This window comes from Kitasatospora sp. NPDC056651 (assembly GCF_042792155.1).
In the GTDB taxonomy this organism is placed as follows: domain Bacteria; phylum Actinomycetota; class Actinomycetes; order Streptomycetales; family Streptomycetaceae; genus Kitasatospora.
This window is the reverse complement of the sequence record NZ_JBHTWX010000019.1, coordinates 30,776-53,215: the sequence shown is the minus strand read 5'-3', so window position 1 is coordinate 53,215 and position 22,440 is coordinate 30,776. Positions and strand designations below refer to the sequence as shown.

At 72.9% G+C, this 22,440-nt stretch carries 18 protein-coding genes and 1 tRNA gene; 2 read left to right on the top strand and 17 right to left on the bottom strand.

Translation table 11 applies throughout. The features are described 5' to 3' along the window. Positions 1-6 precede the first annotated feature (6 nt). The 13 genes from ACFRAR_RS10735 to ACFRAR_RS10675 form a co-directional block, all read right to left on the bottom strand. Positions 7-648 (bottom strand): protein-tyrosine-phosphatase, encoded by a 642-nt coding sequence (locus ACFRAR_RS10735; protein WP_380697108.1) that lies wholly within the window; start codon positions 646-648, stop codon positions 7-9. A 32-nt stretch (positions 649-680) separates the two neighbouring features. Then, a complete protein-coding gene (locus ACFRAR_RS10730; RefSeq protein WP_380697052.1) occupies positions 681-1,328 on the bottom strand; it encodes an L-threonylcarbamoyladenylate synthase in 648 nt (215 codons plus the stop codon). Between the two features lie 139 nt (positions 1,329-1,467). Further along, positions 1,468-2,334 carry a peptide chain release factor N(5)-glutamine methyltransferase gene (prmC, locus tag ACFRAR_RS10725; protein WP_380697050.1) on the bottom strand — a complete coding sequence of 289 codons (867 nt, stop codon included), beginning with the start codon at positions 2,332-2,334 and terminating at the stop codon, positions 1,468-1,470. Positions 2,335-2,392: 58 nt separating this feature from the next. Continuing rightward, positions 2,393-3,472 carry a peptide chain release factor 1 gene (gene prfA, locus ACFRAR_RS10720; protein ID WP_380697048.1) on the bottom strand — a complete coding sequence of 360 codons (1,080 nt, stop codon included), beginning with the start codon at positions 3,470-3,472 and terminating at the stop codon, positions 2,393-2,395. Positions 3,473-3,605: 133 nt separating this feature from the next. Beyond that, positions 3,606-3,827, bottom strand: a complete 222-nt coding sequence (rpmE, locus tag ACFRAR_RS10715) for a 50S ribosomal protein L31 (protein ID WP_030057539.1) — start codon at positions 3,825-3,827, stop codon at positions 3,606-3,608. 139 nt (positions 3,828-3,966) lie between these two features. Next, positions 3,967-5,112: an LCP family protein gene (locus ACFRAR_RS10710; protein ID WP_380697046.1), complete on the bottom strand. Its 1,146-nt coding sequence runs from the start codon at positions 5,110-5,112 to the stop codon at positions 3,967-3,969. 140 nt (positions 5,113-5,252) lie between these two features. Continuing rightward, positions 5,253-7,370, bottom strand: coding sequence for a transcription termination factor Rho (gene rho / locus ACFRAR_RS10705; RefSeq protein WP_380697044.1), 2,118 nt, complete (start codon positions 7,368-7,370; stop codon positions 5,253-5,255). Between the two features lie 601 nt (positions 7,371-7,971). Continuing rightward, the gene (thrB, locus tag ACFRAR_RS10700; RefSeq protein WP_380697042.1) at positions 7,972-8,910 is read right to left on the bottom strand and encodes a homoserine kinase; all 939 of its coding nucleotides are present in this window, start codon (positions 8,908-8,910) and stop codon (positions 7,972-7,974) included. Between the two features lie 363 nt (positions 8,911-9,273). Continuing rightward, entirely contained in the window at positions 9,274-10,419 is a 1,146-nt protein-coding gene (gene thrC / locus ACFRAR_RS10695; RefSeq protein WP_380697040.1) for a threonine synthase, read from the bottom strand. 9 nt (positions 10,420-10,428) lie between these two features. Then, a complete protein-coding gene (locus ACFRAR_RS10690) occupies positions 10,429-11,721 on the bottom strand; it encodes a homoserine dehydrogenase (protein WP_380697038.1) in 1,293 nt (430 codons plus the stop codon). A gap of 137 nt (positions 11,722-11,858) precedes the next feature. Beyond that, the gene (gene lysA / locus ACFRAR_RS10685; protein ID WP_380697036.1) at positions 11,859-13,253 is read right to left on the bottom strand and encodes a diaminopimelate decarboxylase; all 1,395 of its coding nucleotides are present in this window, start codon (positions 13,251-13,253) and stop codon (positions 11,859-11,861) included. A gap of 91 nt (positions 13,254-13,344) precedes the next feature. Continuing rightward, complete coding sequence (argS, locus tag ACFRAR_RS10680) at positions 13,345-15,006, bottom strand: arginine--tRNA ligase (RefSeq protein ID WP_380697034.1); 1,662 nt, start codon at positions 15,004-15,006, stop codon at positions 13,345-13,347. A gap of 44 nt (positions 15,007-15,050) precedes the next feature. Beyond that, positions 15,051-15,545, bottom strand: coding sequence for a PleD family two-component system response regulator (locus ACFRAR_RS10675; protein ID WP_380697106.1), 495 nt, complete (start codon positions 15,543-15,545; stop codon positions 15,051-15,053). 178 nt (positions 15,546-15,723) lie between these two features. Between ACFRAR_RS10675 and ACFRAR_RS10670 the strand changes: the two genes are divergently transcribed. After that, a tRNA-Arg gene (locus ACFRAR_RS10670) sits at positions 15,724-15,795 on the top strand. Between the two features lie 109 nt (positions 15,796-15,904). Here the strand turns inward: ACFRAR_RS10670 and ACFRAR_RS10665 are convergent. The 4 genes from ACFRAR_RS10665 to ACFRAR_RS10650 all read right to left on the bottom strand — a co-directional run bounded on the left by ACFRAR_RS10665 (position 15,905) and on the right by ACFRAR_RS10650 (position 21,559). Continuing rightward, positions 15,905-16,870 carry a trypsin-like serine peptidase gene (locus tag ACFRAR_RS10665; protein ID WP_380697032.1) on the bottom strand — a complete coding sequence of 322 codons (966 nt, stop codon included), beginning with the start codon at positions 16,868-16,870 and terminating at the stop codon, positions 15,905-15,907. Between the two features lie 150 nt (positions 16,871-17,020). Further along, a complete protein-coding gene (locus ACFRAR_RS10660; RefSeq protein WP_380697030.1) occupies positions 17,021-17,926 on the bottom strand; it encodes a carbohydrate kinase family protein in 906 nt (301 codons plus the stop codon). Positions 17,927-18,002: 76 nt separating this feature from the next. Further along, complete coding sequence (locus ACFRAR_RS10655) at positions 18,003-19,595, bottom strand: MFS transporter (RefSeq protein WP_380697028.1); 1,593 nt, start codon at positions 19,593-19,595, stop codon at positions 18,003-18,005. 188 nt (positions 19,596-19,783) lie between these two features. Next, positions 19,784-21,559, bottom strand: a complete 1,776-nt coding sequence (locus tag ACFRAR_RS10650) for a DUF885 domain-containing protein (RefSeq protein ID WP_380697026.1) — start codon at positions 21,557-21,559, stop codon at positions 19,784-19,786. 114 nt (positions 21,560-21,673) lie between these two features. Between ACFRAR_RS10650 and ACFRAR_RS10645 the strand changes: the two genes are divergently transcribed. Beyond that, on the top strand, positions 21,674-22,429 hold the full coding sequence (locus ACFRAR_RS10645) for a TetR/AcrR family transcriptional regulator (RefSeq protein ID WP_380697024.1): 756 nt from the start codon (positions 21,674-21,676) through the stop codon (positions 22,427-22,429). Positions 22,430-22,440 lie beyond the last annotated feature (11 nt).

Below are 22,440 nucleotides of genomic sequence, written 5' to 3'. Positions count from 1 at the left end.
CATCCCTCAGCGGTGGGCGGCGACGCCGGTGAGCGCGGTGACCACCGGGTCGACCGCGTGGAATATCTCCTCGCCGCAGTTGCGGAACATGCCGATCGGCGCCCCGTACGGGTCGTCCAGCTCGTCCGACTCCGGGGTGGCGGCCAGCAGCCAGCCGCGCAGCGCGGCGGCCGCCCGGACCAGCGCGCGGGCCCGCTCGGTGACGTCGGCGCCGCGCCGGGGATCCGGCAGGGTGCCCGGGTCGATCGTCCGCACCAGGCGGGTGAACTCCTTCAGCGTGAAGGTGCGCAGCCCCGCCTCGTGGCCCATCGAGATCACCTGGGCGCGGTGGTCCAGGGTCGCGGTGAGCACCAGGTCGGCCTCGACCACGTGCTCGTCGAGCAGTTCGCGACCGGTGAAACCGCCGCTGTCGGCGCCGTACTCGTCGAGCACGGTCGCGGCGTGGTCCTCCATCGGCGCGCCCTCGTGGCCCCAGGTGCCGGCGCTCTCGACCAGGATCCGCCCGGCCACCCGGGGGCTCAGCCGGGTGTCCAGCTCACGCCGGGTCAGCCGCTCGGCGATCGGCGAGCGGCAGATGTTCCCGGTGCAGACGAACAGGATGCGGAAGTGGTCCAGCGGCCTGGGGCCCACGCTCAGGTACGGCGCTATGCCCGGCCCGGCGTGGAGCGAGGCGGTCGGCGTCAACTGCCGGCCTCCAGGTCGGGTACGACCTCCCTCAGCTGCTCGACGCTGATCGCACCGGCACGCAGCAGCACCGGGACCTTGCCGGTGACGTCGACGATGGACGAGGTGGCGGCGTCCACGGCCGCCCCGCCGTCCAGGTAGACCGAGATCGCGTCGCCCAGCTGGGCCTGCGCCTCGTCACAGGTCAGCGGGGACGCCCCGCCGATCCGGTTGGCGCTGGAGACGGCCAGCGGGCCGGTGGCGTTGAGCAGTTCGATGGCCACCGGGTGCAGCGGCATCCGGACCGCGACGGTGCCGCGGGTGTCGCCGAGGTCCCAGCGCAGCGAGGGCTGGTGCCGGGCCACCAGGGTGAGCCCGCCGGGCCAGAAGGCGTCGACCAGTTCCCAGGCCTGCTCGGAGAAGTCGGTGACCAGCCCGTGCAGGGTGGTCGGCGAGCCGACCAGCACCGGCGAGGGCGTGTTCCGGCCACGGCCGCGGGCGGCCATCAGCTCGGCGACGGCCTCCGGGGAGAAGGCGTCCGCACCGACCCCGTACAGGGTGTCGGTGGGCAGCACGACGAGTTCGCCGCGGCGGATGGCCGAGGCGGCCTCGCGCAGACCGGTGGCACGGTCCCCGGCATCGGCACAGTCGTAGCGGCGGCTCATCGGTGCGGTCCCCTTCCGAAGTGGCTCACGGCAGTCACTACAGCCGTCGCTGCGGTCACGACCCGACCCTCCGGGCAGTCGTACAGTGCTCGACTGTTCACGACCCGACCCTCCGGGCAGTCGTACAGTGCTCGACTGTTCACGACCCGACCCTCCGGGCAGTCGTGAAGCGCGGCCGGTTGTTCAGGTCACGGTGGTCGGCGGTGTCCGTCCAGCCGTGTTCCTCGTTGAAGATCCACGGCACCTGGCCGCCCTGCTGGTCCGCGTGCTCGATCACCACCGCGCCGCCCGGGCGCAGCAGGCGGGCGGCGACCCGCTCGATGCCGCGGATGGTGTCCAGCCCGTCCTCGCCGGAGAACAGCGACATCTGCGGGTCGTGGTCGCGGGCCTCCGGTGCGACGTACTCCCACTCGGTGAGCGGGATGTACGGCGGGTTGGAGATGACCAGGTCGAAGCGGCCGTCCCAGGAGCGGTCGTCCTCGAAGGCCTTGGTGGCGTCACCGGCGTGCAGGGTGATCCGGGCGCGGTCCGGGCTGGCCTCGATGTTGCGCCGGGTGTACTCCAGCGCGCCCTCGTCCAGTTCGAAGGCGTGCACGGTCGAGCGCGGCAACTCCTGGGCCAGGGCGAGGGCGATCGCGCCGGAGCCGGAGCACAGGTCCACCACCAGCGGCTCGGCCACGTCCATGTCGCGCACGGCGTCTATCGCCCACTCGACGACCGTCTCGGTCTCCGGCCGGGGCACGAACACCCCGGGGCCGACCGCCAGTTCGAGGTAGCGGAAGAACGCCCGCCCGGTGATGTGCTGGAGCGGCTCGCGCGCCTCCCGGCGGGACACCGCCTCCCAGTACCGGGCGTCGAAGTCGGCGTCCTTCACCGTGTGCAGCTGGCTGCGCTTGACGTTGTGGACGTAGGCGGCGAGCTCCTCCGCGTCGAAGCGCGGCGACGGTACGCCGGCCGCGGCCAACCGCTGGGTGGCCTGGGCCACCTCGGCGAGCAGCAGGTTCATCCGTACGACCTCTCGTCTCTCCGGCTCCGGGCGAAACGCGGGCTGGGGTGCGCCGGTCTCAGTTCTCTTGGGCGGCCGCGGCGAGCTTGGCCGCCGCGTCCTTGTCGACGCACGACTGGATCACCGGGTTCAGTTCGCCGTCCAGGACCTGGTCCAGGTTGTACGCCTTGAATCCGGTGCGGTGGTCCGAGATGCGGTTCTCGGGGTAGTTGTACGTCCGGATCCGCTCGGAGCGGTCCACCGTACGGACCTGGCTGCGGCGCGCGTCCGAGGCCTCCCGCTCGGCCTCCTCCTGCGCTGCGGCCAGCAGCCGCGAACGCAGGATGCGCATCGCCTGCTCCTTGTTCTGGAGCTGGCTCTTCTCGTTCTGGCAGGACGCCACGATACCGGTCGGCAGGTGGGTGATCCGGACCGCGGAGTCGGTGGTGTTGACCGACTGGCCGCCGGGGCCGGAGGAGCGGTAGACGTCGATCCGCAGGTCGTTGGCGACGATCTCGACCTCGACCTCCTCCGCCTCGGGGGTGACCAGCACGCCCGCCGCGGAGGTGTGGATGCGGCCCTGCGACTCGGTGGCGGGGACGCGCTGCACGCGGTGCACGCCGCCCTCGTACTTCAGCCGGGCCCAGACGCCCTGGCCGGGCTCGGCGTTGCCCTTGGTCTTCACGGCCACCGAGACGTCCTTGTAGCCGCCGAGGTCGGACTCGTTGGAGTCGATGAGCTCGGTCTTCCAGCCGACCCGCTCCGCGTAGCGCAGGTACATCCGGAGCAGGTCGCCGGCGAACAGCGCGGACTCCTCGCCGCCCTCGCCCGCCTTGATCTCCAGGATGACGTCCTTGTCGTCGCTCGGGTCGCGCGGGACCAGCAGCAGCCGCAGCTCCTCGGTGAGCTCGGCCTGGCGCGCCTCGGAGTCCTTCACCTCGGCGATGAACTCCGGCTCCTCGGCGGCGAGTTCGCGCGCGGCCTCGATGTCCTCGCCGGCCTGCCGCCACTGCCGGTAGACCCGGGTGATCGGGGTCAGCTCGGCGTACCGCTTGGCCAGCTTGCGGGCGTTGGCCTGGTCGGCGTGGACGGACGGGTCGGCCAGCCTCTTTTCGAGGTCGGCGTGCTCGACGAGGAGCTCTTCGACTGCCTCGAACATGGGGTGGCCTTCTTCCCGGGGACTCGGAACGTGGGTGGGAGGTGCGGAACGCGCGGGGGACGCGAACGGCGCCGGCCCCCGAGCGCCCCCGACAACGAGTACGGGGGCACCGGGAACCGGCGCCGAGGGAGCGCTAGGCCTTCGCGCTGTGCTGCTTGCCGAAGCGGGCCTCGAAGCGGGCCACGCGGCCACCGGTGTCGAGGATCTTCTGCTTGCCGGTGTAGAACGGGTGGCACTGCGAGCAGACCTCGGCGCGGATCTCGCCACTGGTCTCGGTCGAGCGGGTGGTGAACTCGGCACCGCAGGTGCAGGTCACGCGGGTGACCACGTACTCGGGGTGAACGTTGGGCTTCAAGGGGATCTCCTAGGTTTCGGGAGGGCACCGGGTCGGCGGCTGGAGCGCCGCACGTGAACCGGGACCGACGGACCAGTCTGCCAGGACCGGCCGCATCTTCCCAAACCGGGGGCCCTTCCGGGATATTCCGGGCGCCCGCTCAGTGCGCCGCGCCGGCCTTCGGGGCGGGCTTCGGGCCGCCCCTGCCGCTGTCCCGCGCGGCCGTCGACGGGGCGGCGGCGGGGGCCGTGGGGGCCGCCTGGGCGGGGTTCTCCGGCTGTGCGGAGACGACCGCGGACGGGAACGGCTGGTCGGCCCTGAGCGCCGTCCAGACCTGGTCGGAGAGCGGCTGCTGCGGGACGACCCGGTTCGGGTCGCTGGGGGCGGTCTCCACCGGCAGGGTGACCATGCTCAGCTGGTCCGGGCCTATCCCCTTGAGCTCCTGGCCGAGCCCCACCAGCGAGTTCACCGAGCCGAGCGCCGAGTCGGTGGTGATGCTCTTGGTGACGGTGTCGCCGATCGACCACAGCTTGACCGGGTTGGTGAGCAGCCCGGTCCCGCCGACCTGCTTCAGCAGCGACCGCACCATCTGCTTCTGGAGCTCGATCCGGCCGAGGTCGCTGCCGTCGCCGACGCCGTGCCGGGTGCGCACGAAGGCCAGTGCCTGCTGCCCGTCCAGGTGGTGCTCGCCGGCCGGCAGGTCGAGCCCGCTGTCCTTGTCGTGGATGGCCACCGTGGTGGTCACGGTGGCCCCGCCTATCGCGTCCACGACCCGGGCGAAGCCGGCGAAGTCGACCTGGAGGTAGTGGTCCATCCGCAGCCCGGTGAGCTGCTCGGTGGTCTTGACGGCGCAGGCCGCGCCGCCGGTCTCGAAGGCGCTGTTGTACATCGCGCGCTTGGCGCCGGGGACGGTCCTGCCGCCGGCGTCGACGCAGTCCGGGCGGACGACCAGGGTGTCGCGCGGGATCGAGACGACCTGGGCGTGGGAGTGGTCCTGGCTGATGTGCATCACCATCGCGGTGTCCGAGCGGGCGGTGTCGCCGGTGTTCCCGCCGGCCATCGAGGCGTTGTCGCCGGCCCGCGAGTCCGAGCCCAGCACCAGGATGTTGAACGAGCCGTCGGTGGCGGCCGGCGGCCGGGCGCCGCCGAGCCGGGAGTCGATGTCGACGCTCTTGATGTTCCCGTCGAGCTTGAAGTACACGAAGACGCCCGCGCCGGCGCCGAGGACGACGAGCGCGGCGAACGCGCGGGCGGCCCTCCGCAGCACGAGGCGGCGGCGGCTCAGGACCCTCTTGTGCTCGGCCATACGGTCCAGAGTAAATCGGACAACATGATCCAAACGCCCCCAAGTTGTCCCGACTCTGGAACAAAGCGGACCGGACGCACGGAACCCCGGACCGCTCGCGCGATCCGGGGTTCCGTGCTTCGACAGCCGTCCGGCTACGGTCAGTCGCCCGAGCCGGGGGTGGTCTTGGCGATCTGCATCAGGAACTCGGCGTTGCTCTTGGTCTGCTTCATCTTGTCCAGGAGCAGCTCGATCGCCTGCTGCGAGTCGAGCGCGTGCAGCACCCGGCGCAGCTTCCAGACGATGGCCAACTCCTCGCTGCCGAGCAGGATCTCCTCCTTGCGGGTGCTGGAGGCGTCCACGTCGACGGCCGGGAAGATGCGCTTGTCCGAGAGCTTCCGGTCGAGCTTGAGCTCCATGTTGCCGGTGCCCTTGAACTCCTCGAAGATCACCTCGTCCATGCGCGAGCCGGTCTCGACCAGCGCGGTGGCCAGGATGGTCAGCGAGCCGCCGTTCTCGATGTTGCGCGCGGCACCGAAGAACTTCTTCGGCGGGTACAGCGCGGTCGAGTCGACACCACCGGACAGGATGCGGCCGGAGGCCGGCGCCGCCAGGTTGTAGGCGCGGCCGAGGCGGGTGATCGAGTCCAGCAGGATGACCACGTCGTGGCCCAGCTCCACCAGGCGCTTGGCGCGCTCGATGGCCAGCTCGGCGACGGTGGTGTGGTCCTCGGCCGGGCGGTCGAAGGTCGAGGAGATGACCTCGCCCTTCACCGACCGCTGCATGTCGGTGACCTCTTCCGGACGCTCGTCGACCAGGACGACCATCAGGTGGCACTCGGGGTTGTTGTGGGTGATCGCGTTGGCGACCGCCTGCAGCACCATGGTCTTGCCGGTCTTCGGCGGCGCGACGATCAGACCGCGCTGGCCCTTGCCGATCGGCGACACCAGGTCGATGATCCGGGTGGTCAGCACGCCCGGGTCGGTCTCCAGGCGCAGCCGCTCCTGCGGGTAGAGCGGGGTGAGCTTGTTGAACTCGGGGCGGCCGCGGCCGCTCTCCGGGTCCATGCCGTTGACGGAGTCCAGCCGCACCATGGCGTTGAACTTCTCGCGGCGCTCGCCGTCGCGCGGCTGGCGCACGGCACCGGTGATGGCGTCACCCTTGCGCAGGCCGTTCTTGCGGACCTGGGCGAGCGAGACGTAGACGTCGTTCTGGCCCGGCAGGTAGCCGGAGGTGCGCACGAACGCGTAGTTGTCGAGGATGTCGAGGATGCCCGCGACCGGGATCAGGACGTCGTCCTCGCCGATCTGCGGCTCGGCCGGACCGGCCTCGAAGCCGTCGCGGCCACGGCGGCCACGGCGGTCGCGGTAGCGCCCGCGCCGGCCACGGCGACCCTCGCCGAACTCGTCGTCGTCGTACCCGCCCTGCTGGGCCTGCGGCTGCTGGGCCTGCTGGGCCTGGCGGCCCTGCTGGTCGGCCTGGCCGCTCTGCTGCTGGCCGCCCTGCTGGGGCTGGCGGTCGGTGCGCTCACGGCGGTTGCGGCGGTCGCGACGCGACTCGCGCCCGTCGGCCTCCTGGCCGCCCTGGGCCTCGCCGCCCTCCTGGCGGTCGGTGCGCTCGGTGCGCTCGGTGCGCTCGGTGCGGTCACCGCGCTCGCGCCGCTCACGGCGGTCGCGACGGCTCTCGCGGCTGTCCTCGCGGCCCTCGAAGCCACGGGTCTCCGCCGGGCGCGCCTCGGCCTGCTTGGGCTCGGCGACCACGACGGTGGCGGCCTCGGCCTCGGCCTCGGCGGCCGGGGCGGCCGGAGCCGCGGGGGCGCCGGCGGCCGAGGTGGCACGACGGCGGGTGCGCTCGGTACGGGCCGGCGCGGCGGTCTCGGCGGCGGCCTGGACCGGGATCTCGATCTGGGCCTGCGGCTCGGCGGCGGCCTCGGCGGCGGCCTTCGCGGCCTTGGTGCGGCGGGCCGGCTTCTCGGCCGGGGCCTCGGCCTCGGCCTTGGCGGCGGTGCGCTTGGCGGCCGGGGCGGTGGTGCCACCGGCGGCGAGCAGCGGGTCCCCGCCGCTCTTCTCCTTGATGGTCTCGATCAGCTGGCTCTTGCGCATGCGCCCGGTACCGGTGATGCCAAGGTCCGCGGCGAGCTTCTGGAGCTCGGCCAGGACCATGCCGTCCAGGCCCGCGGCGGCACTGCGGCGCCGCCGCGCCGGGGCAGCGGGGGCGGCGGCTGCGTCCGACGCCTCGGCGTCCGGGCGCGCGCCCATCAGATCGGTGGAGTCGCTCACTAAGGGTCCTTCCCTGGAGCGGACGTCGGCCTGTCTGGCTCGGCGACCGGTTGTGCTGTCCTGACCAACGCTCGACTGCGTCGGTCCGAGGCGGTGATCCCTCGAATGGCGGGAGCCCGTCGAGGGAGAGCTACGAGGTGCGGTGCTTGAAGCACGGTGGTGCTGATTGGCGCGTGGGCCGGTCGTGTGTCGACCTCCCCTGAGGGCGTAACCCCCACGCTCCCTGCGAATCCCGGGCCCCCGTCGCGTGACGGTGGCCCGCGCTCCGCCCGTCCTGACCTCTAGGTGGGAGGCCGCGGGTGGGAGTCAGGTGCCGTGTCACGGCTTCGGGATGCGGCCGCGTGTCGCGCAGGCAGGCTGCGTACGCGCTGCGGTGGGCTCCCGGAGAATCGTCGCCCCGTGCATCGCCGGGACTCCACTGCTGTGGAGTGCTGGGATCGGGACGCGGCGCACCGAGCCCCGGAGGGCACCTGGTGCAGCAATGAGGTTAACACTACCGACCCCCTCAGACATTCCCCAGCCTCGTGCTTGCCAATCGTGTCCGTCGGGCCCGGCTCGGCAGGGTGCCGGTGCCGGGCCCCGAACGGCCCGTTCGGGCTGCTCAGACGTCCAGCGGGAGCACGAGGGCCCCGGTGCGGTCGACGTCCAGCCGGTGCGCGGCGAACGCCGGGTCGCCGCCGTGGCCGTGGTGCCCGGCGAAGGAGAGCACCTTGTCGGCGCCCGCCTCGTCGGTGAGCGCCAGGACGGTCGGGCCGGCCCCGGAGATGACCGCGGGGACGCCCTCGGCGCGCAGCGCGCCGACCAGCGCGGCGCTGTCCGGCATCGCGGAGGCGCGGTAGTCCTGGTGCAGCCGGTCCTCGGTGGCGGCGAGGAGCAGGTCGGGCCGCCTGGTCAGCGCCTCCACCAGCAGCGCGGAGCGGCCGGCGTTGACGGCGGCGTCGGCCAGCGGGACGGTCTTCGGCAGCAGTCCGCGCGCGGTCTCGGTGAGCACCTCACCGGCCGGGACGAACACCACCGGGACGACCTGCTCGGACGGCTCCAGCGCCACCGCCCTGGCCGACTCCTCGTCGGTCCAGGCGATGGTGAAGTTGCCGCGCAGGCAGGCCGCGACGTTGTCGGGGTGGCCCTCCAGCTCGGAGGCGAGGGCCAGCAGCGCCTCGTCGTCCAGCGCGGACGGCCCGCCGATGGTCACCGCGCGGGCGGCCACGATGCCGGCGCAGATGGCGGCCGAGGACGAGCCGAGGCCGCGGCCGTGCGGTATCCGGTTGGCGCAGACCACTTCGAGGCCTCGGGGCTGGCCGCCGAGCCGGTCGAAGGCGGCGCGCATCGAGCGGACCAGCAGGTGGCGCTCGTCGCGCGGCAGCGTCTCGGCGCCCTCACCCGCGATGTCGACGGAGAGGCCGGAGTCGGCGACCCGGACGACCACGTCGTCGTACAGACCCAGCGCGAGCCCGAAGGCGTCGAAGCCCGGGCCGAGGTTGGCGCTGGTCGCGGGAACCCGGACCCGGACGGCGGCGGCACGGAACGCAGGACCGGCCATGCGGTGGACTCTCCTGGGGAAATCGGGCGGCGCGGAGCGCGTCGTCGGTGCGAGGGTGGGGAACGGACCACGGCCCCTCGGGGGCGGGCGGTCGCTGGGGTCGGCTCGGCCCGGACCCGCCGGGCCCGGGGCAGTTGCCACGCGGCCGAGGCCAGAGTATCGAAGAGAGGTTCCCCAGCGGTACACCCCGTGGGCCTTCGATCTGGTGTGTTGCCGGTTCTGGCCGGAATGCGCACCCCCCTCCGTCGAGGAGGGGGGCGAAAACGGATCGCAAAGCGAAGCTCAATGGACACAAAAGCGTCAGTGTGGAACTTCGACGGGCCGGCCCCCTGGAGGGCCGGCCCGTCGGGGCGTCAGAGCCCGTCAGTCGAGCAGCCCGAGGCTGCGGGCGGCCGCCTCCGGGTCGATCGGGACGATCTGCGGCTGCGGCGCGCCGGCCACCGCCCAGTCCGGGTCCTTCAGGCCGTTGCCGGTCACGGTGCAGACGATCCGCTGGCCCGGGTCGACCAGGCCGGCCTCCGCCTTGGCCAGCAGGCCGGCCACCGAGGCGGCCGAGGCGGGCTCCACGAAGACGCCCTCCTGCGAGGCCAACAGCCGGTAGGCGGACAGGATCTGACGGTCCGTCACCTTGTCGATGAGGCCGCCGGACTCGTCCCGCGCGGCGAGCGCGAAGTCCCAGGAGGCCGGGTTGCCGATCCGGATCGCGGTGGCGATGGTCTGCGGCTTGAGCACCGGGGCGCCGTCCACGATCGGGGCCGAGCCGGAGGCCTGGAAGCCCCACATCCGCGGGGTGCGGGTGGCGAGGGCAGGGAGGGTGCGGCGCGTAGCGTCTCCGTCAAGGGTGGCGGCGGGTGACGGGCGGGAATACTCGCGGTAGCCCTTCCAGTACGCGGTGATGTTGCCCGCGTTGCCGACCGGCAGCACGTGGATGTCCGGGGCGTCGCCGAGCATGTCGACGATTTCGAAGGCCGCGGTCTTCTGGCCCTCGATCCGCACCGGGTTGACCGAGTTGACCAGCGCCACCGGGTACTTCTCGGACAGTTCACGCGCAAGGGTGAGGCAGTCGTCGAAGTTCCCGTCGACCTGGAGGATCCGGGCGCCGTGCACCAGCGCCTGGCCCATCTTGCCGAGGGCGATCTTGCCCTGCGGGACGAGCACGGCGGAGACCATCCCGGCGCGCACCGCGTACGCGGCGGCGGAGGCCGAGGTGTTGCCGGTGGACGCGCAGATGACCGCCTGCGCGCCCTCCTCCTTGGCCTTGGAGATGGCCATCGTCATCCCGCGGTCCTTGAAGGATCCGGTCGGGTTGGCGCCCTCGACCTTGAGGTAGACCTCGCAGCCGGTGCGCTCGGAGAGCACCTGGGCGGGCACCAGGGGCGTGCCGCCCTCCAGCAGGGTGACCACCGGGGTGGCCGCGGTGACCGGCAGGCGGTCCCGGTACTCCTCGATCAGGCCGCGCCACTGGTGGGTGTGCGCGCCTCGGACGACGTTCTCGGCAACGGCGTTCATGGCTGTTCCTTATTCCCCTTCGACCCGCATGATGCTGGCCACGTCCCGCACGCTGTCCAGCGCGCGGAGCTTGTCGACCGTCGCCGACAGCGCGGCGTCGGTGGCACGGTGGGTGACCACGACGAGCGAGGCGTCGCCGTCGCGGCCCTGCTGGCGCACGGTGTCGATGGACACGCCGTGCTCGGCGAAGACGGACGCCACCTGGGCGAGCACGCCCGCGCGGTCGTCGACGTCCAGGCTGACGTGGTAGCGGGTGACCACCTCGTCCATCGGCTTGGCCGGCAGCCGGGTGTACACCGAGTCGCCGGGGCCGGTGGCGCCCGCCAGCTTGTTGCGGCAGACCGCGACCAGGTCGCCGAGCACCGCGGAGGCGGTCGGCGAGCCGCCCGCGCCGGGGCCGTAGAACATCAGCCGGCCGGCCGCCTCGGCCTCGACGAACACCGCGTTGTACGCCTCGCGGACGGAGGCCAGCGGGTGCGACAGCGGGATCATCGCCGGGTGGACCCGCGCGGTGACGGAAGCGCCGTCGCTCGCCCGCTCGCAGATCGCGAGCAGCTTGACCACACAGCCCATCTCCTTGGCGGAGGCGATGTCGGCCGCGGTCACCTCGGTGATGCCCTCGCGGTAGACGTCCGCCGCGGTGACCTTGGTGTGGAACGCGATGCCGGCCAGGATCGCGGCCTTGGCGGCGGCGTCGAAGCCCTCCACGTCGGCCGTCGGGTCGGCCTCGGCGTAGCCCAGCGCGGTGGCCTCCTCCAGTGCCTCCGAGTAGCCGGCGCCGGTGGTGTCCATCTTGTCGAGGATGAAGTTGGTGGTGCCGTTGACGATGCCCAGCACCCGGTTGACCTTGTCGCCCGCGAGGGACTCGCGCAGCGGGCGCAGCAGCGGGATCGCGCCCGCCACCGCGGCCTCGTAGTACAGGTCCACCCCGGCCGCGGCGGCCGCGGCGTGCAGCTCGGTGCCGTCCTTGGCGAGCAGCGCCTTGTTGGCGCTGACCACCGAGGCACCCCGCTCGAACGCCGACAGGATCAGCGATTTGGAGGGCTCGATGCCGCCGACCACCTCGACCACCACGTCGATGTCGCCGCGGTTCACCAGGGCCTCGGCATCGGTGGTGATCAGGTGCTCCGGGACACCCGGCCGGACCCGCCCGGCGCGGCGGACCGCGATCCCGGCGAGCTCGACCGGTGCACCGATGCGAGCGGCGAGGTCGTCGGCCGTCGTCGTCATGATGCGCGCCACCTCGGAGCCCACCACACCACAACCCAGCAACGCCACCTTCAGCGGGCGCGTACGCATCATCCGACTCCGCTCTGCATTCATCGTCTTCGTCATTCCGGCGGATTTTCTCGGGGCCGCCGGAATCTTCGGTCCGTACCAGTCTCCGGGACTTTCCGTACGGATCTACGGTCGTCCCATGTATTGAGACGAGAATTTCGTCATCCGACATCCAGACGCAGGAGATCCTCCTCCGTCTCGCGCCGGACGATCACCCGCGCCGCGCCGTCCCTGACGGCGAGCACGGGGGGCTTGAGGGCGTGGTTGTAGTTGCTCGCCATCGAGCGGCAGTAGGCGCCGGTGGCGGGCACCGCGATCAGGTCGCCCGGGGCCAGGTCGGCCGGCAGGAAGGCGTCCCGGACGACGATGTCGCCGGACTCGCAGTGCTTGCCGACCACCCGCACCAGCATCGGCTCCGCGTCGCTGGTGCGCGAGACCAGGGCCACCGAGTACTCGGCGTCGTACAGCGCGGTGCGGATGTTGTCGGACATCCCGCCGTCCACGCTGACGTAGGTGCGCAGGCCCTCCAGCGGCTTGACGGTGCCGACCTCGTACAGCGTGAACGCCGTCGGGCCGACGATCGCCCGGCCCGGCTCCACGCTCAGCCGGGGGGCGTCCAGGTTCGCGGCGGCGCACTCGCGGCGGACGATGTCGGCCAGCGCGGCCGCGATCTCGGCCGGCTCGCGCGGGTCGTCCTCGCTGGTGTACGCGATGCCGAGGCCGCCGCCGAGGTCGATCTCGGGCAGCTCGACGCCGTGCTCGTCGCGGATCTCGGCCAGCAGGCCGACCACCCGGCGGGCGGCGACCTCGAAGCCGGCCATGTCGAAGATCTGCGAGCCGATGTGCGAGTGGATGCCGCGCAGCTCCAGGCTGTCGCCGTGCGCCAGCACCCGGCGCACTGCCTCGGCGGCCGCGCCCCCGGTCAGGGAGAGCCCGAACTTCTGGTCCTCGTGCGCCGTGGCGATGAACTCGTGGGTGTGCGCCTCGACGCCGACGGTGATCCGGATCAGCACCTGCTGGCGCACGCCCTGGCGGGCGGCGATCGCGGCGAGCCGCTCGATCTCCTCGTAGGAGTCGACCACGATGTGCCCGACGCCCGTGCTCACCGCGTGTTCGAGCTCGTCCACCGCCTTGTTGTTGCCGTGCAGCGCGATCCGCTGCGGCGGCATCCCGGCGGCCAGCGCCACGGCCAGCTCGCCCGCGCTGCACACGTCGAGGTTGAGGCCCTCCTCGTGCAGCCAGCGCACGACGGCCTTGGAGAGGAACGCCTTGCCGGCGTAGTAGACGTCCGCGTCGGTGCCGAAGGCGTCCCGCCAGGCGCGTGCCCGGGCCCGGAAGTCCTCCTCGTCCAGCACGTAGGCGGGGGTGCCGAACTCGGCGGCCAGCCGCCTGACGTCGACGCCGCCGACGGTGGCCACGCCCTCGGCATCGCGGGAGACGGTGCGCGACCAGACCTTGGGGTCGAGCGCGTTCAGGTCGGCGGGCGGGGCCTGGTAGTGGCCCTCGGGCAGGACGTCGCCGTGACGGGGGCCTGCCGGGTGTGCGGAACGACTCATCTTCTACAAGTCCTTCGAGACCTATGGCGAGGGGCGGCGACGGTCCTCGTTGACCGTCCGCCGCCCCCGCCGTTGCGCTTGGGGGTGGTGCCTACATCCGCTCGGGCGCCGTCACGCCCAGGAGCGTGAGTCCGTTGGCGAGCACGGTGCGCGTCGCCTCGACCAGCCAGAGGCGGGCCCGGTGGGTGTCGTTGAGCTCCTCGTCGCCCTTGGGCAGGAACATGCAGTTCTCGTACAGGCGGTGGTACTTGCCCGCGAGCTCCTCCAGGTAGCGCGCGACCCGGTGCGGCTCGCGCAGCTCGCCGGCCGTGGCCAGCACCCGCGGGAACTCGGCGAGGTGGCCGAGCACGTCGGACTCCCACTCGGTGGCGAGCAGCTCGGGCTTGAACTGCTCGGCCGTGCCCTTGTCCACGCCCAGCTCGGCGGCCTTGCGCGCCACGCCGCACATCCGGGTGTGGGCGTACTGGACGTAGAAGACCGGGTTCTCGGTGGTCTGGCTGGTCAGCAGGTCGATGTCCAGCGTGATCGTCGAGTCCGTGGAGGAGCGCGCCAGGGTGTAGCGGGCGGCGTCCACGCCGATCCACTCGACCACGTCGTCGATCGTGATGATGTTGCCGGCCCGCTTGGACATGCGGACCTCTTCGCCGTCGCGAAGCATCTTCACGAACTGGCCGATCTTCACCTCGATGTTGCGGTTCATGTCGTCGCCCGCGCAGGCCGAGATGGCCTTGAGGCGGTTGACGTAGCCGTGGTGGTCGGCGCCCAGCATGTAGAGCGCGACCTCGGCGCCGCGGTCCCGCTTGGACAGGTAGTACGCGGCGTCGGCGGCGAAGTAGGTCTTGTCGCCGTCGGCCTTGATCAGGACGCGGTCCTTGTCGTCGCCGAAGTCCGTGGTGCGCAGGAAGACCGCGTCGTCCTGCTCGAACACGTGGCCCTGCTCGCGCAGCCGGTCGATGGCCTCCTCGACCGCGCCGGAGTCGTGCAGCGTCTTCTCCGAGAACCACACGTCGAAGTGGGTGCCGAACTCGTCCATCGAGCGCTGGATCTCGGCGACCATGAGCTTGAGGCCCTCGGCGCGGAAGACCTCCAGCTGCTCGGCCTCGGGCAGGTCGAGCACGCCCGGGACGGCCTCGGTCAGCGCCTTGGCGATGTCGACGATGTACTCGCCGACGTACCCGCCCTCGGGCACCTCGCGGCCGTTCGCGGCGGCCTGAAGCGAGGCGGCGAACTTGGTGATCTGCACGCCGGCGTCGTTGAGGTAGTACTCGGTGGTGACGTCGGCGCCGGAGGCCCGCAGCACGCGCGCCAGCGAGTCGCCGACGGCCGCCCAGCGGACGCCGCCGATGTGGATCGGGCCGGTCGGGTTGGCGGAGACGAACTCCAGGTTGATCTTCAGGCCCTTGAGCGCCTCGTTGCGGCCGTAGGCCTCGCCCGCCTCGACGACGGTGCGCGCCAGCGCACCGGCGGTGGCGGTGTCCAGGGTGATGTTCAGGAAGCCCGGACCGGCGATGTCGACCTTGGCGACGCCGGTGATCCCTCGCAGGCGCTCGACCAGCAGTTCGGCAATGGCTCGCGGCGGCTTGCCGGCCGCCTTGGCGAGCTGGAGGGCCACGTTCGTCGCGTAGTCGCCGTGGTCCCGGTTCTTGGGCCGGTCGACCGACACGTGCTCGGGCACGGCGACGGCCAGCTCGCCCGCCTCGACGGCGGAGCTCACTGCGGCCTGGATTGCCTGGGAAAGGTCTGCGGGGGTCACGACGCCAAGCGTAGGCGAGACGGGGTGCCCGCCCGCCACTCGGTTTACCGGTTGAGACGTCCGGGCGGCCCCGTTCCGGGGTCTCGGCCCCGATCCGCGCGGTCTGTTCGCTCAGGGCGAACCCCGTCGCACGAACGGCCGGCCCGCGCGCGGGGCGGCGCGCCGGGCCGCCCGCCGAGCCGCATCAGGCGACGGACCAGGGCCACCAAGTCGGCCGGGTCGAAGGGCTTGCCGAGGTAGCCGTCCACCCCGACCGTCTCCCCCAGGTCGAGGTCCGCCGGGGTGCAGGCGCTCACGATCGCGATCGGCAGCCGACTGGTGTCCGGGGTCGCGCGCAGCCGCGCCGCCGTCCGCAGACCGTCCAGTCGCGGCATCATCACGTCCAGCGTCACCACGTCCGGCTGCACCCGGCGGATGACCTCCAGGCACTCGGCGCCGTCGGCGGCGGTCACCACCTCGAAGCCTTCGAGCTCCAGGTTGACCGTGATCAGCTGACGGATCACCTCGCTGTCGTCCACCACGAGGACCCGCCCGGACACTCCCGACACCTCACCGAGGGTATCGGCGGCCCCGTCGCCCCGTCCGGCCTTTGGGCACTTCCGCTCCCCCGCCCGCCGGCACCGCCGGACGGCCTTCCGGGAAACCCGTGCACAGCGAGCAAGATTCATGGGGTATTGTTTCCCACGTCGCAAGCGCAAGCAGCCGACAGGCCGACAGGCCCCCGTAGCTCAGGGGATAGAGCACCGCCCTCCGGAGGCGGGTGCGTAGGTTCGAATCCTACCGGGGGCACTTCGCAGGAAGTGCACATGAGGCCCAGATCAGTGGAGTCGATCCACGGATCTGGGTCTTCGTCGTTTTCCGGGGCCGGTCCGGAGCCCGCCGCGGGCGGGCCCGGGACTCAGGAGGCGGAGGCCTCGACCTGGGTGTAGAGGTCGGCGATGGTGTGGTCGAAGTAGGCGCTGTACGAGGTGTCGTCGGTGTCGCCGCCCTGCTCGTAGCCGCCGATCGCGCCGACCACCTCGCCGGTGGCGGTGTCGATCCACGGGCCGCCGCTGGTGCCGGACGGGTAGGACGGGCACTGGACGACCCGCTGGTAGCCGCTCTGCCGGCCGGTGGTGTCGGTGCACAGCAGCGGTTCCTCCGAGTCCGCCGGGTAGCCGTAGAGCCGGACGGTCGCGCCGAAGGGCTCGCCGGCGCCCAGCCGGTTGCCGCCGACCACGTCCTCGACGTTGCGCCCGCCGCTGGGGGCGGTCTCCAGGATCGCGAAGTCCTCGTCCACGTCGCCCTTCTGGGACCAGCCGGGGGTGGTGTGGATCGCGGTCACCTGCCAGGTGCCGTACGGGGCGGAGCCGTCGCGGTAGCCCGGGGCGAAGGTGACGCCGTCAGTGCTGCTGAGGCAGTGCGCGGCGGTCAGCAGCAGGTTGCCGCCGGTGCTGTGCAGCACGCTGGCGGTGCAGAAGTGCTTGCCCGCCGCCACCGAGCCGCCGAACAGCGCGCCGACGGTGGCGGATTCGCGGTCGACGGCCGGGAGCGGGGCCGGACCGGTGGTGCCGAGGGCGACGTCCTGGGCGGCGGGGGTGGTCGGCGCCGCGGCCGTCGGGGAGTCGGTGGGCGCGGGCTGACCGGTCGGGGCGGGGGCCGCGACCGGGGCCGGCGGGGCGGGGGCCGCCGAGGTGGTGACCGGGGCGGGCGCGACGGCGACCCGGGTGCTGCGGGCGGCCTTTCCGGCGGTCGTCGCGTCGGACAGGTCCAGCCCGTGCGTCCCGGTCAGCACGGCGGCGACCGCGACCGCGGACAGCGCGGTGAGCAGGGACGGGACCAGCAGACCGCGACGGCGGGACCTCTGGCGGCGGTGCTTGCCCATGCCTGCTTCTCCTGCCGGGGGCGATCGGTGGCGGCGTCCGGTCAACGACTATGGCGCCTCAGCCTGGTAGCGGTGTGACCGGCTCCTTGGAGCTCGATGAGAAATCCGCCACCCGACCGTGTCCCCGGCGCCGCCGCCCGCGCCCCGGTGTCACCGGTCGGCGAGCACCGCGTCCAGTTCCGCGGCCCCGACGAAGGCGGTGTGCGTTCCGGCGGCGGTGCAGGCGAAGGCCCCGGCCACCGTACCGGCTCGGGCGCAGTCCAGCGGCGCGCGGCCCTGGAACCAGGCGTACAGGAAGCCCGAGACGAAGGCGTCCCCGGCGCCGTTGGTGTCCACCACCGGGCGGCCCGGGTCGACGGCCGGCAGGTGGCGCGGCCCGGGGTCGTCCCGGGTGAGCAGGTGGCAGCCCTCGGCACCGGCGGTGGCGACCACCACCCGTGCGCGGCCCTCGGCGAGGACCGCGCGCATCACCTCCTCGTGCCGGCCGCGGCAGCCGGCCACCGAGAGGAACACCAGGTCGGAGCCGAGCGCGTAGTCGCGGTGGTGCGGGTCGGCGCCGTCCCAGTCGTGCAGGTCGGTGGAGGTGGTGCGGCCGAGGCGGCGCAGGTCGCCGTACATGTCCCGGTTGACGCCGGTGATGGACAGGTGGACGTGCCGGCTGCGCTCGGCGTACGGCAGGTAGAAGGAGCGCGGCAGTCGCAGGTCGGCGGGGTGCCGGCCGTCGAAGAAGGAGAACCGGCGGCCGGCCGCGTCCACCAGGTTGACGCCGCGCGGGGTGCCGTGCGGGCTCACCAGGTGCGCGAAGTGCAGGCCGTGGCGCGCGTAGTGGGCGCGGACCAGGTCGCCCTGCGGGTCCTCGCCGAGGAAGTCGATGAACGCGGTGCGCAGGCCGAGGTGGTGGGCGCCGAGGGCGACGCCGTTGCCGGTGTGGCCGACGTAGTCCCGCACCGGTTCGACGAACTCCGAGTCGCCGGAGGGGATCTCCAGCCGCTCGACCCGGACGATGGTGTCCACTCCGGTACCGCCGACGACGAGCAGGTCGAACTCCGGCAGCATGGTGCCTCCTTGATCCTGGACGGTGCCAGGAGTCAAGCAGGCGCCGGAGGTTGGCTGCAAGATCTTGCTGCAAATTTCAGTCGAGGCGTGGTCGCTCCGGCCCCGCCTCGACGCGGGCCCCGGTCCGGGGCTCGGCCCGGGCGTCGGCCCGGGCATCGACTCCGGCCTCGACCCGGGCCTTCCCGGCCTCCCCGACCGGCACGGCGGCGGGGGCGGCCCCGCCGCGCGCCGGGCGGTGGTCGATCATCAGCGTCGCCACCAGCGCGGCCAGCAGCAGGACACCCATCGCCACCCACGTCGCGACGACGTAGCCGTGCACCGCGCCCTGCGCCCGCACCGCCGGGCCGGCGGCGGTCCGGGTGGCCAGGAAGCTCGCGGTGGCACTCGCGGCGACTGTGTTCAGCAGCGCGGTGCCGACCGAACCACCCACCTGCTGGGCCGAGTTGATGGTGGCCGAGGCCGCGCCGGCCTCGTGCGGGGCGACCCCGAGGGTGGCCAGGTTGATCGCCGGCATGAACACCAGGCCCATGCCGAAGCCGAGCAGCAGCTCGGCGGGCAGCACCAGTGCGGCCCAGTGGCTGTCCACCCGCATCTGGGTCAGCCAGGCCATGCCGCCCGCGGCCAGCAGCAGACCGGGGCCGATCAGGTTCCGGGTCGCCACCCTGGTCATCATCCGGGCCGCGAAGCCCGTCGAACTCAGCACGATGGCGGCCGTCATGGGCAGGAAGGACAGCCCGGACATGATCGGCGAGAAGTGCTTGATGCCCTGGAGGTAGTAGGTCAGGAACAGGAACAGGCCGAACATGCCGATCATCGCCAGGCCCACCGAGAGCGCGCCGCCGCCGCGGTTGCGGTCCGCGATGATGTGGGTCGGCAGCAGCGGGTGCGCGGTCCGCCGTTCGACCAGGACGAACAGCACCAGCAGCGCCGCGCCCAGGCCCAGCGCGGCGAGCACCAGGGTGTCGCTCCAGCCCCGGCTCACGGCCTCGGAGGTGCCGTAGACGATCGCCAGCAGGCCGCCGCAGCCGAGCAGCGCCCCGGGCAGGTCCAGCCGCGTCCGGCGGCCCCTGGCCGTGTGGTCGCGCTTCAGCAGGGAGAACGCCGCGAAGGCGGTGACGGCGGCGATCGGCGCGTTGACGAACAGGCACCAGCGCCAGTCCAGGTACTCGGTCAGCACGCCACCGGCCAGCAGGCCGATCGCGGAGCCGCCGCCGGCGACGGCGCCGAAGATGCCGAAGGCCGTACTGCGTTCCCGGGGGTCGGAGAAGGTGGTGGACAGCAGCCCCAGCGCGGAGGGGGCGAGCAGGGCCCCGAACGCGCCCTGGAGGGCGCGGGCGCCGAACAGCATGGCCGGGCCGAGCGCCGCGCCGCCGAGGGCGGAGGCGAGGGCGAAGCCCAGCAGGCCGACGGTGAAGACGCGTTTGCGGCCGAAGAGGTCGCCCAGTCGTCCGCCGAGCAGCAGCAGACTGCCGAAGGCCAGCGAGTAGGCGGTGATCACCCACTGGCGGTCGGCGTCCGAGATGCCCAGGTCCCGCTGGGCGGACGGCAGGGCGATGTTCACGATGGTGATGTCGAGCACGATCATGAGCTGGGCGGTGGCGATGACGGCCAGCGCCCACCAGCGGCGTCGGTCCGCGTCCTCATGACCGGTGGCGGGGTGCGCAGGCACTGGTCCAGCCTTCCGGAGTCGGGCGGAGAGATCACGCAGTCGCCTTCCAGCCAAACCCCGGCCCGGACGGATGGCAAGGAAAAACCTGGCCAAATCCACTCGATCGGGACCAAAGGACGAGGGGGCCCGGGACTCGCGACCGAGTCCCGGGCCCCCTCGGGCGTGTCGGACACGCCCCGAGGAACGGCTCAGAGCGCCGAGAGCTCCTCGACCAGGTCGTCCAGCCCCAGCGAGCCCAGCGAGAGCGCCGCCATGTGCCAGGCCTTGAGGTCGAACTCCTCGCCGCGCGCCTCGTGGGCCGCCTTCGCCGCCGCCCGGCCGCGCAGCCAGGCGCGCTCGCCGAGCTTGTAGCCGATCGCCTGGCCGGGCAGGCCCAGGTAGCGGACCAGCTCGCTGTCCAGGAAGTCGTCGCCCAGGCCGCAGTACAGGCCGAAGAACTCCCGGGCGTGCTCGGGGCTGACCGGCTCGCCCGGCTTGTACGGGGAGTCCGCGGGGAAGTCGAGGCCCACGTGCATGCCGATGTCGACGATGACCCGCAGCGCCCGCATCATCTGCGCGTTGAGGTAGCCCAGGCGGTGGCCCGGGTCGGTGAGGTAGCCGAGCTCGTCCATCAGGCGCTCGGCGTACAGCGCCCAGCCCTCCATGTTGGCGCTGACGCCGCCGAGGCTGACCTGGTAGGTGGAGAGCCGGTCGGCGACGTAGTTCCACTGCGCGAGCTGGAGGTGGTGGCCCGGGACGCCCTCGTGGTACCAGGTGGAGACCAGGTCCCAGACCGGGAAGCTGTCCCGGCCGACCAGCGGCAGCCAGGTCCGCCCCGGGCGGCTGAAGTCCAGCGAGGGGGCGGTGTAGTACGGCGCGGCGGCGCTGCCCGCCGGGGCGATCTTCGACTCGACCCGGGTGACCGGCTCGGCCAGGTCGAAGTGGGTGCCCTGGAGGTCCCGGATCGCCTGGTCCATCAGGCCCTGGAGGTACTCCCGGGCGGCCTCGGCGCCCTCGATGGCCGGACCGTCGGTCTCCAGCCACTTCATCGTCGCCAGCCGGCCCTCGCCCGGCCGCACCTTCCCGGCCTCGGCCTCCATCTGCGCCAGCAGGTCGTGGAACTCGCTCCAGGCCCAGGTGTAGGCCTCGTCCAGGTCCAGGTCGGCACCGGTCCAGTAGCGCACCCACCGGACGTAGCGCTCCCGGCCCGCGGTGTCCGGGGCACCGGCGGCGGCCGGGCCGTACACGTCGCGCAGCCAGTCGCGCAGCTCGGCCAGCGCCTCGTCGGCGGCCACCGCGTGCTTCGACAGCTCCGGGCGCAGCTCCTGCGGCGCGCCCTGGACGAACTGCCCGAACCATCCCGCCCGTCGCCCGTCACCGCCGTCGTCCGCGCCGCCACGCGGCGCACCTCCTTCGGGGGCCCGCTCGTCGGCGGGCGTGTCCTCGCCCAGCCACTCGGCGAACTGCCCGAGCACGGTCGACACCTGGCGCGGACCGGCGAGCAGACCGCGCTCGATGCCCTCGGCCAGCGTCCGCCGGTACTGCTCGAACGCCACCGGGACCCTCGCCAGGCGGCGGCCGACGACCTGCCACTCGGCCTCGGTGTCGGTACCCATCAGGGTGAACGACTCCCGCAGCTCGTGCACCGGGGAGCCGAGGTTGCGCAGCGAGCGGAAGCTCTCCCCCGCCTCGTGGACGAGGAGTTCGGCGGTCAGCCGCTCGCGCAGCAGCCGGGCGCAGCGGCGCTCGGCCTCGTCCTCGGCGGCGCCGGCCCGCTCGGCCTCGTCGAGCCTCGCCAGGGTGCGGCGGGCGAGGTCGGCGACGGCCTCGGGGCCGGCCGGGGAGAGGTCGGGCAGGCGGTCGTCCTCGGGGTTGAGGCCGAGGTAGACCGCGATCAGCGGGTCGAGCTCGGCCAGTTCGCGGACGTGGTCGTCGGCGATGCGGCGCGGGGTGGTGCCGTCGGCGGTGATCAGTTCTTCACGCATCCGGACATCATTTCGCGGCGCGGCGGCTTTGCAACCCTTTTGCCTGGTCCGGCCCGCGAAATCCGTTCGGCGCGACCGGTTCCGATCCGTAGCACGCCGGTTACGCTGGCCGCCATGGAAGCCAGCCCCGCCCCGGCCGCCGGTCAGGCACCCGCCCCGGCCGAACCCGAGCCGCGTCCGCGCCGCACCGGATACCGGCGGCTGCCGGTCCAGCAGCGGCGCGAGCAGCTGATCGCGGTAGCCCTGGAGCTGTTCGCCTCCCGGCCGCCCGAGGAGGTGGGCCTGGACGACGTCGCCGAGGCCGCCGGAGCCTCCCGGCCGCTGGTGTACCGCTACTTCGCGGGCGGCAAGCAGCAGTTGTACGAGGCCGCGCTGCGCTCCGCGGCGCAGGAGCTGACCAGCCGGTTCGCGGTGCCGGTGAGCGGGACTCCGTCCGAGCAGCTGTCGGCGGTGCTGGACGGCTACTTCGCCTTCGTGGTCGAGCACGAGGCGGGCTACTCGGCGCTGCTGCGCGGCGGTTCGGTGGTGGAGACGGCCCGCACCTCGGCGATCGTGGACGACGTCCGGCGGGTGGCGCTGCGGCGCACCCTGCGCCACCTGGGCGTGCGGGAGGCCGGGCCGCGGCTGACGCTGCTGGTGCGCTCGTGGATCGCGGTGGTCGAGGGCGCGTCGCTGAGCTGGCTGGACGAGGGGCGGGCGCTGCCGGTGACGGAGCTGCGCGACTGGCTGGTGGACCAGTTCACCGCGATGGCGGCGGCGACGGCGCTGCACGATCCGCAGACGGCCGAGGTGCTGGCGGGCGTGCTCGCGCTGGAGGGGCCGCGGGCGCGGCGGGCGGAGCGGCTGCGGGCGGTGCTGGCGCGCCCGTGAGGCTCCCGACC

Coding starts and splice junctions, on each gene's coding strand:
- lysA (WP_380697036.1), bottom strand. CDS start 13,253: ATGAGTCGTTCCGCACACCCGGCAGGCCCCCGTCACGGCGACGTCCTG.
- prfA (WP_380697048.1), bottom strand. CDS start 3,472: ATGTTCGAGGCAGTCGAAGAGCTCCTCGTCGAGCACGCCGACCTCGAA.
- thrC (WP_380697040.1), bottom strand. CDS start 10,419: ATGAACGCCGTTGCCGAGAACGTCGTCCGAGGCGCGCACACCCACCAG.
- ACFRAR_RS10665 (WP_380697032.1), bottom strand. CDS start 16,870: ATGGGCAAGCACCGCCGCCAGAGGTCCCGCCGTCGCGGTCTGCTGGTC.
- ACFRAR_RS10710 (WP_380697046.1), bottom strand. CDS start 5,112: ATGGCCGAGCACAAGAGGGTCCTGAGCCGCCGCCGCCTCGTGCTGCGG.
- thrB (WP_380697042.1), bottom strand. CDS start 8,910: ATGGCCGGTCCTGCGTTCCGTGCCGCCGCCGTCCGGGTCCGGGTTCCC.
- ACFRAR_RS10645 (WP_380697024.1), top strand. CDS start 21,674: ATGGAAGCCAGCCCCGCCCCGGCCGCCGGTCAGGCACCCGCCCCGGCC.
- ACFRAR_RS10730 (WP_380697052.1), bottom strand. CDS start 1,328: ATGAGCCGCCGCTACGACTGTGCCGATGCCGGGGACCGTGCCACCGGT.
- ACFRAR_RS10660 (WP_380697030.1), bottom strand. CDS start 17,926: ATGCTGCCGGAGTTCGACCTGCTCGTCGTCGGCGGTACCGGAGTGGAC.
- ACFRAR_RS10690 (WP_380697038.1), bottom strand. CDS start 11,721: ATGATGCGTACGCGCCCGCTGAAGGTGGCGTTGCTGGGTTGTGGTGTG.
- ACFRAR_RS10650 (WP_380697026.1), bottom strand. CDS start 21,559: ATGCGTGAAGAACTGATCACCGCCGACGGCACCACCCCGCGCCGCATC.
- prmC (WP_380697050.1), bottom strand. CDS start 2,334: ATGAACCTGCTGCTCGCCGAGGTGGCCCAGGCCACCCAGCGGTTGGCC.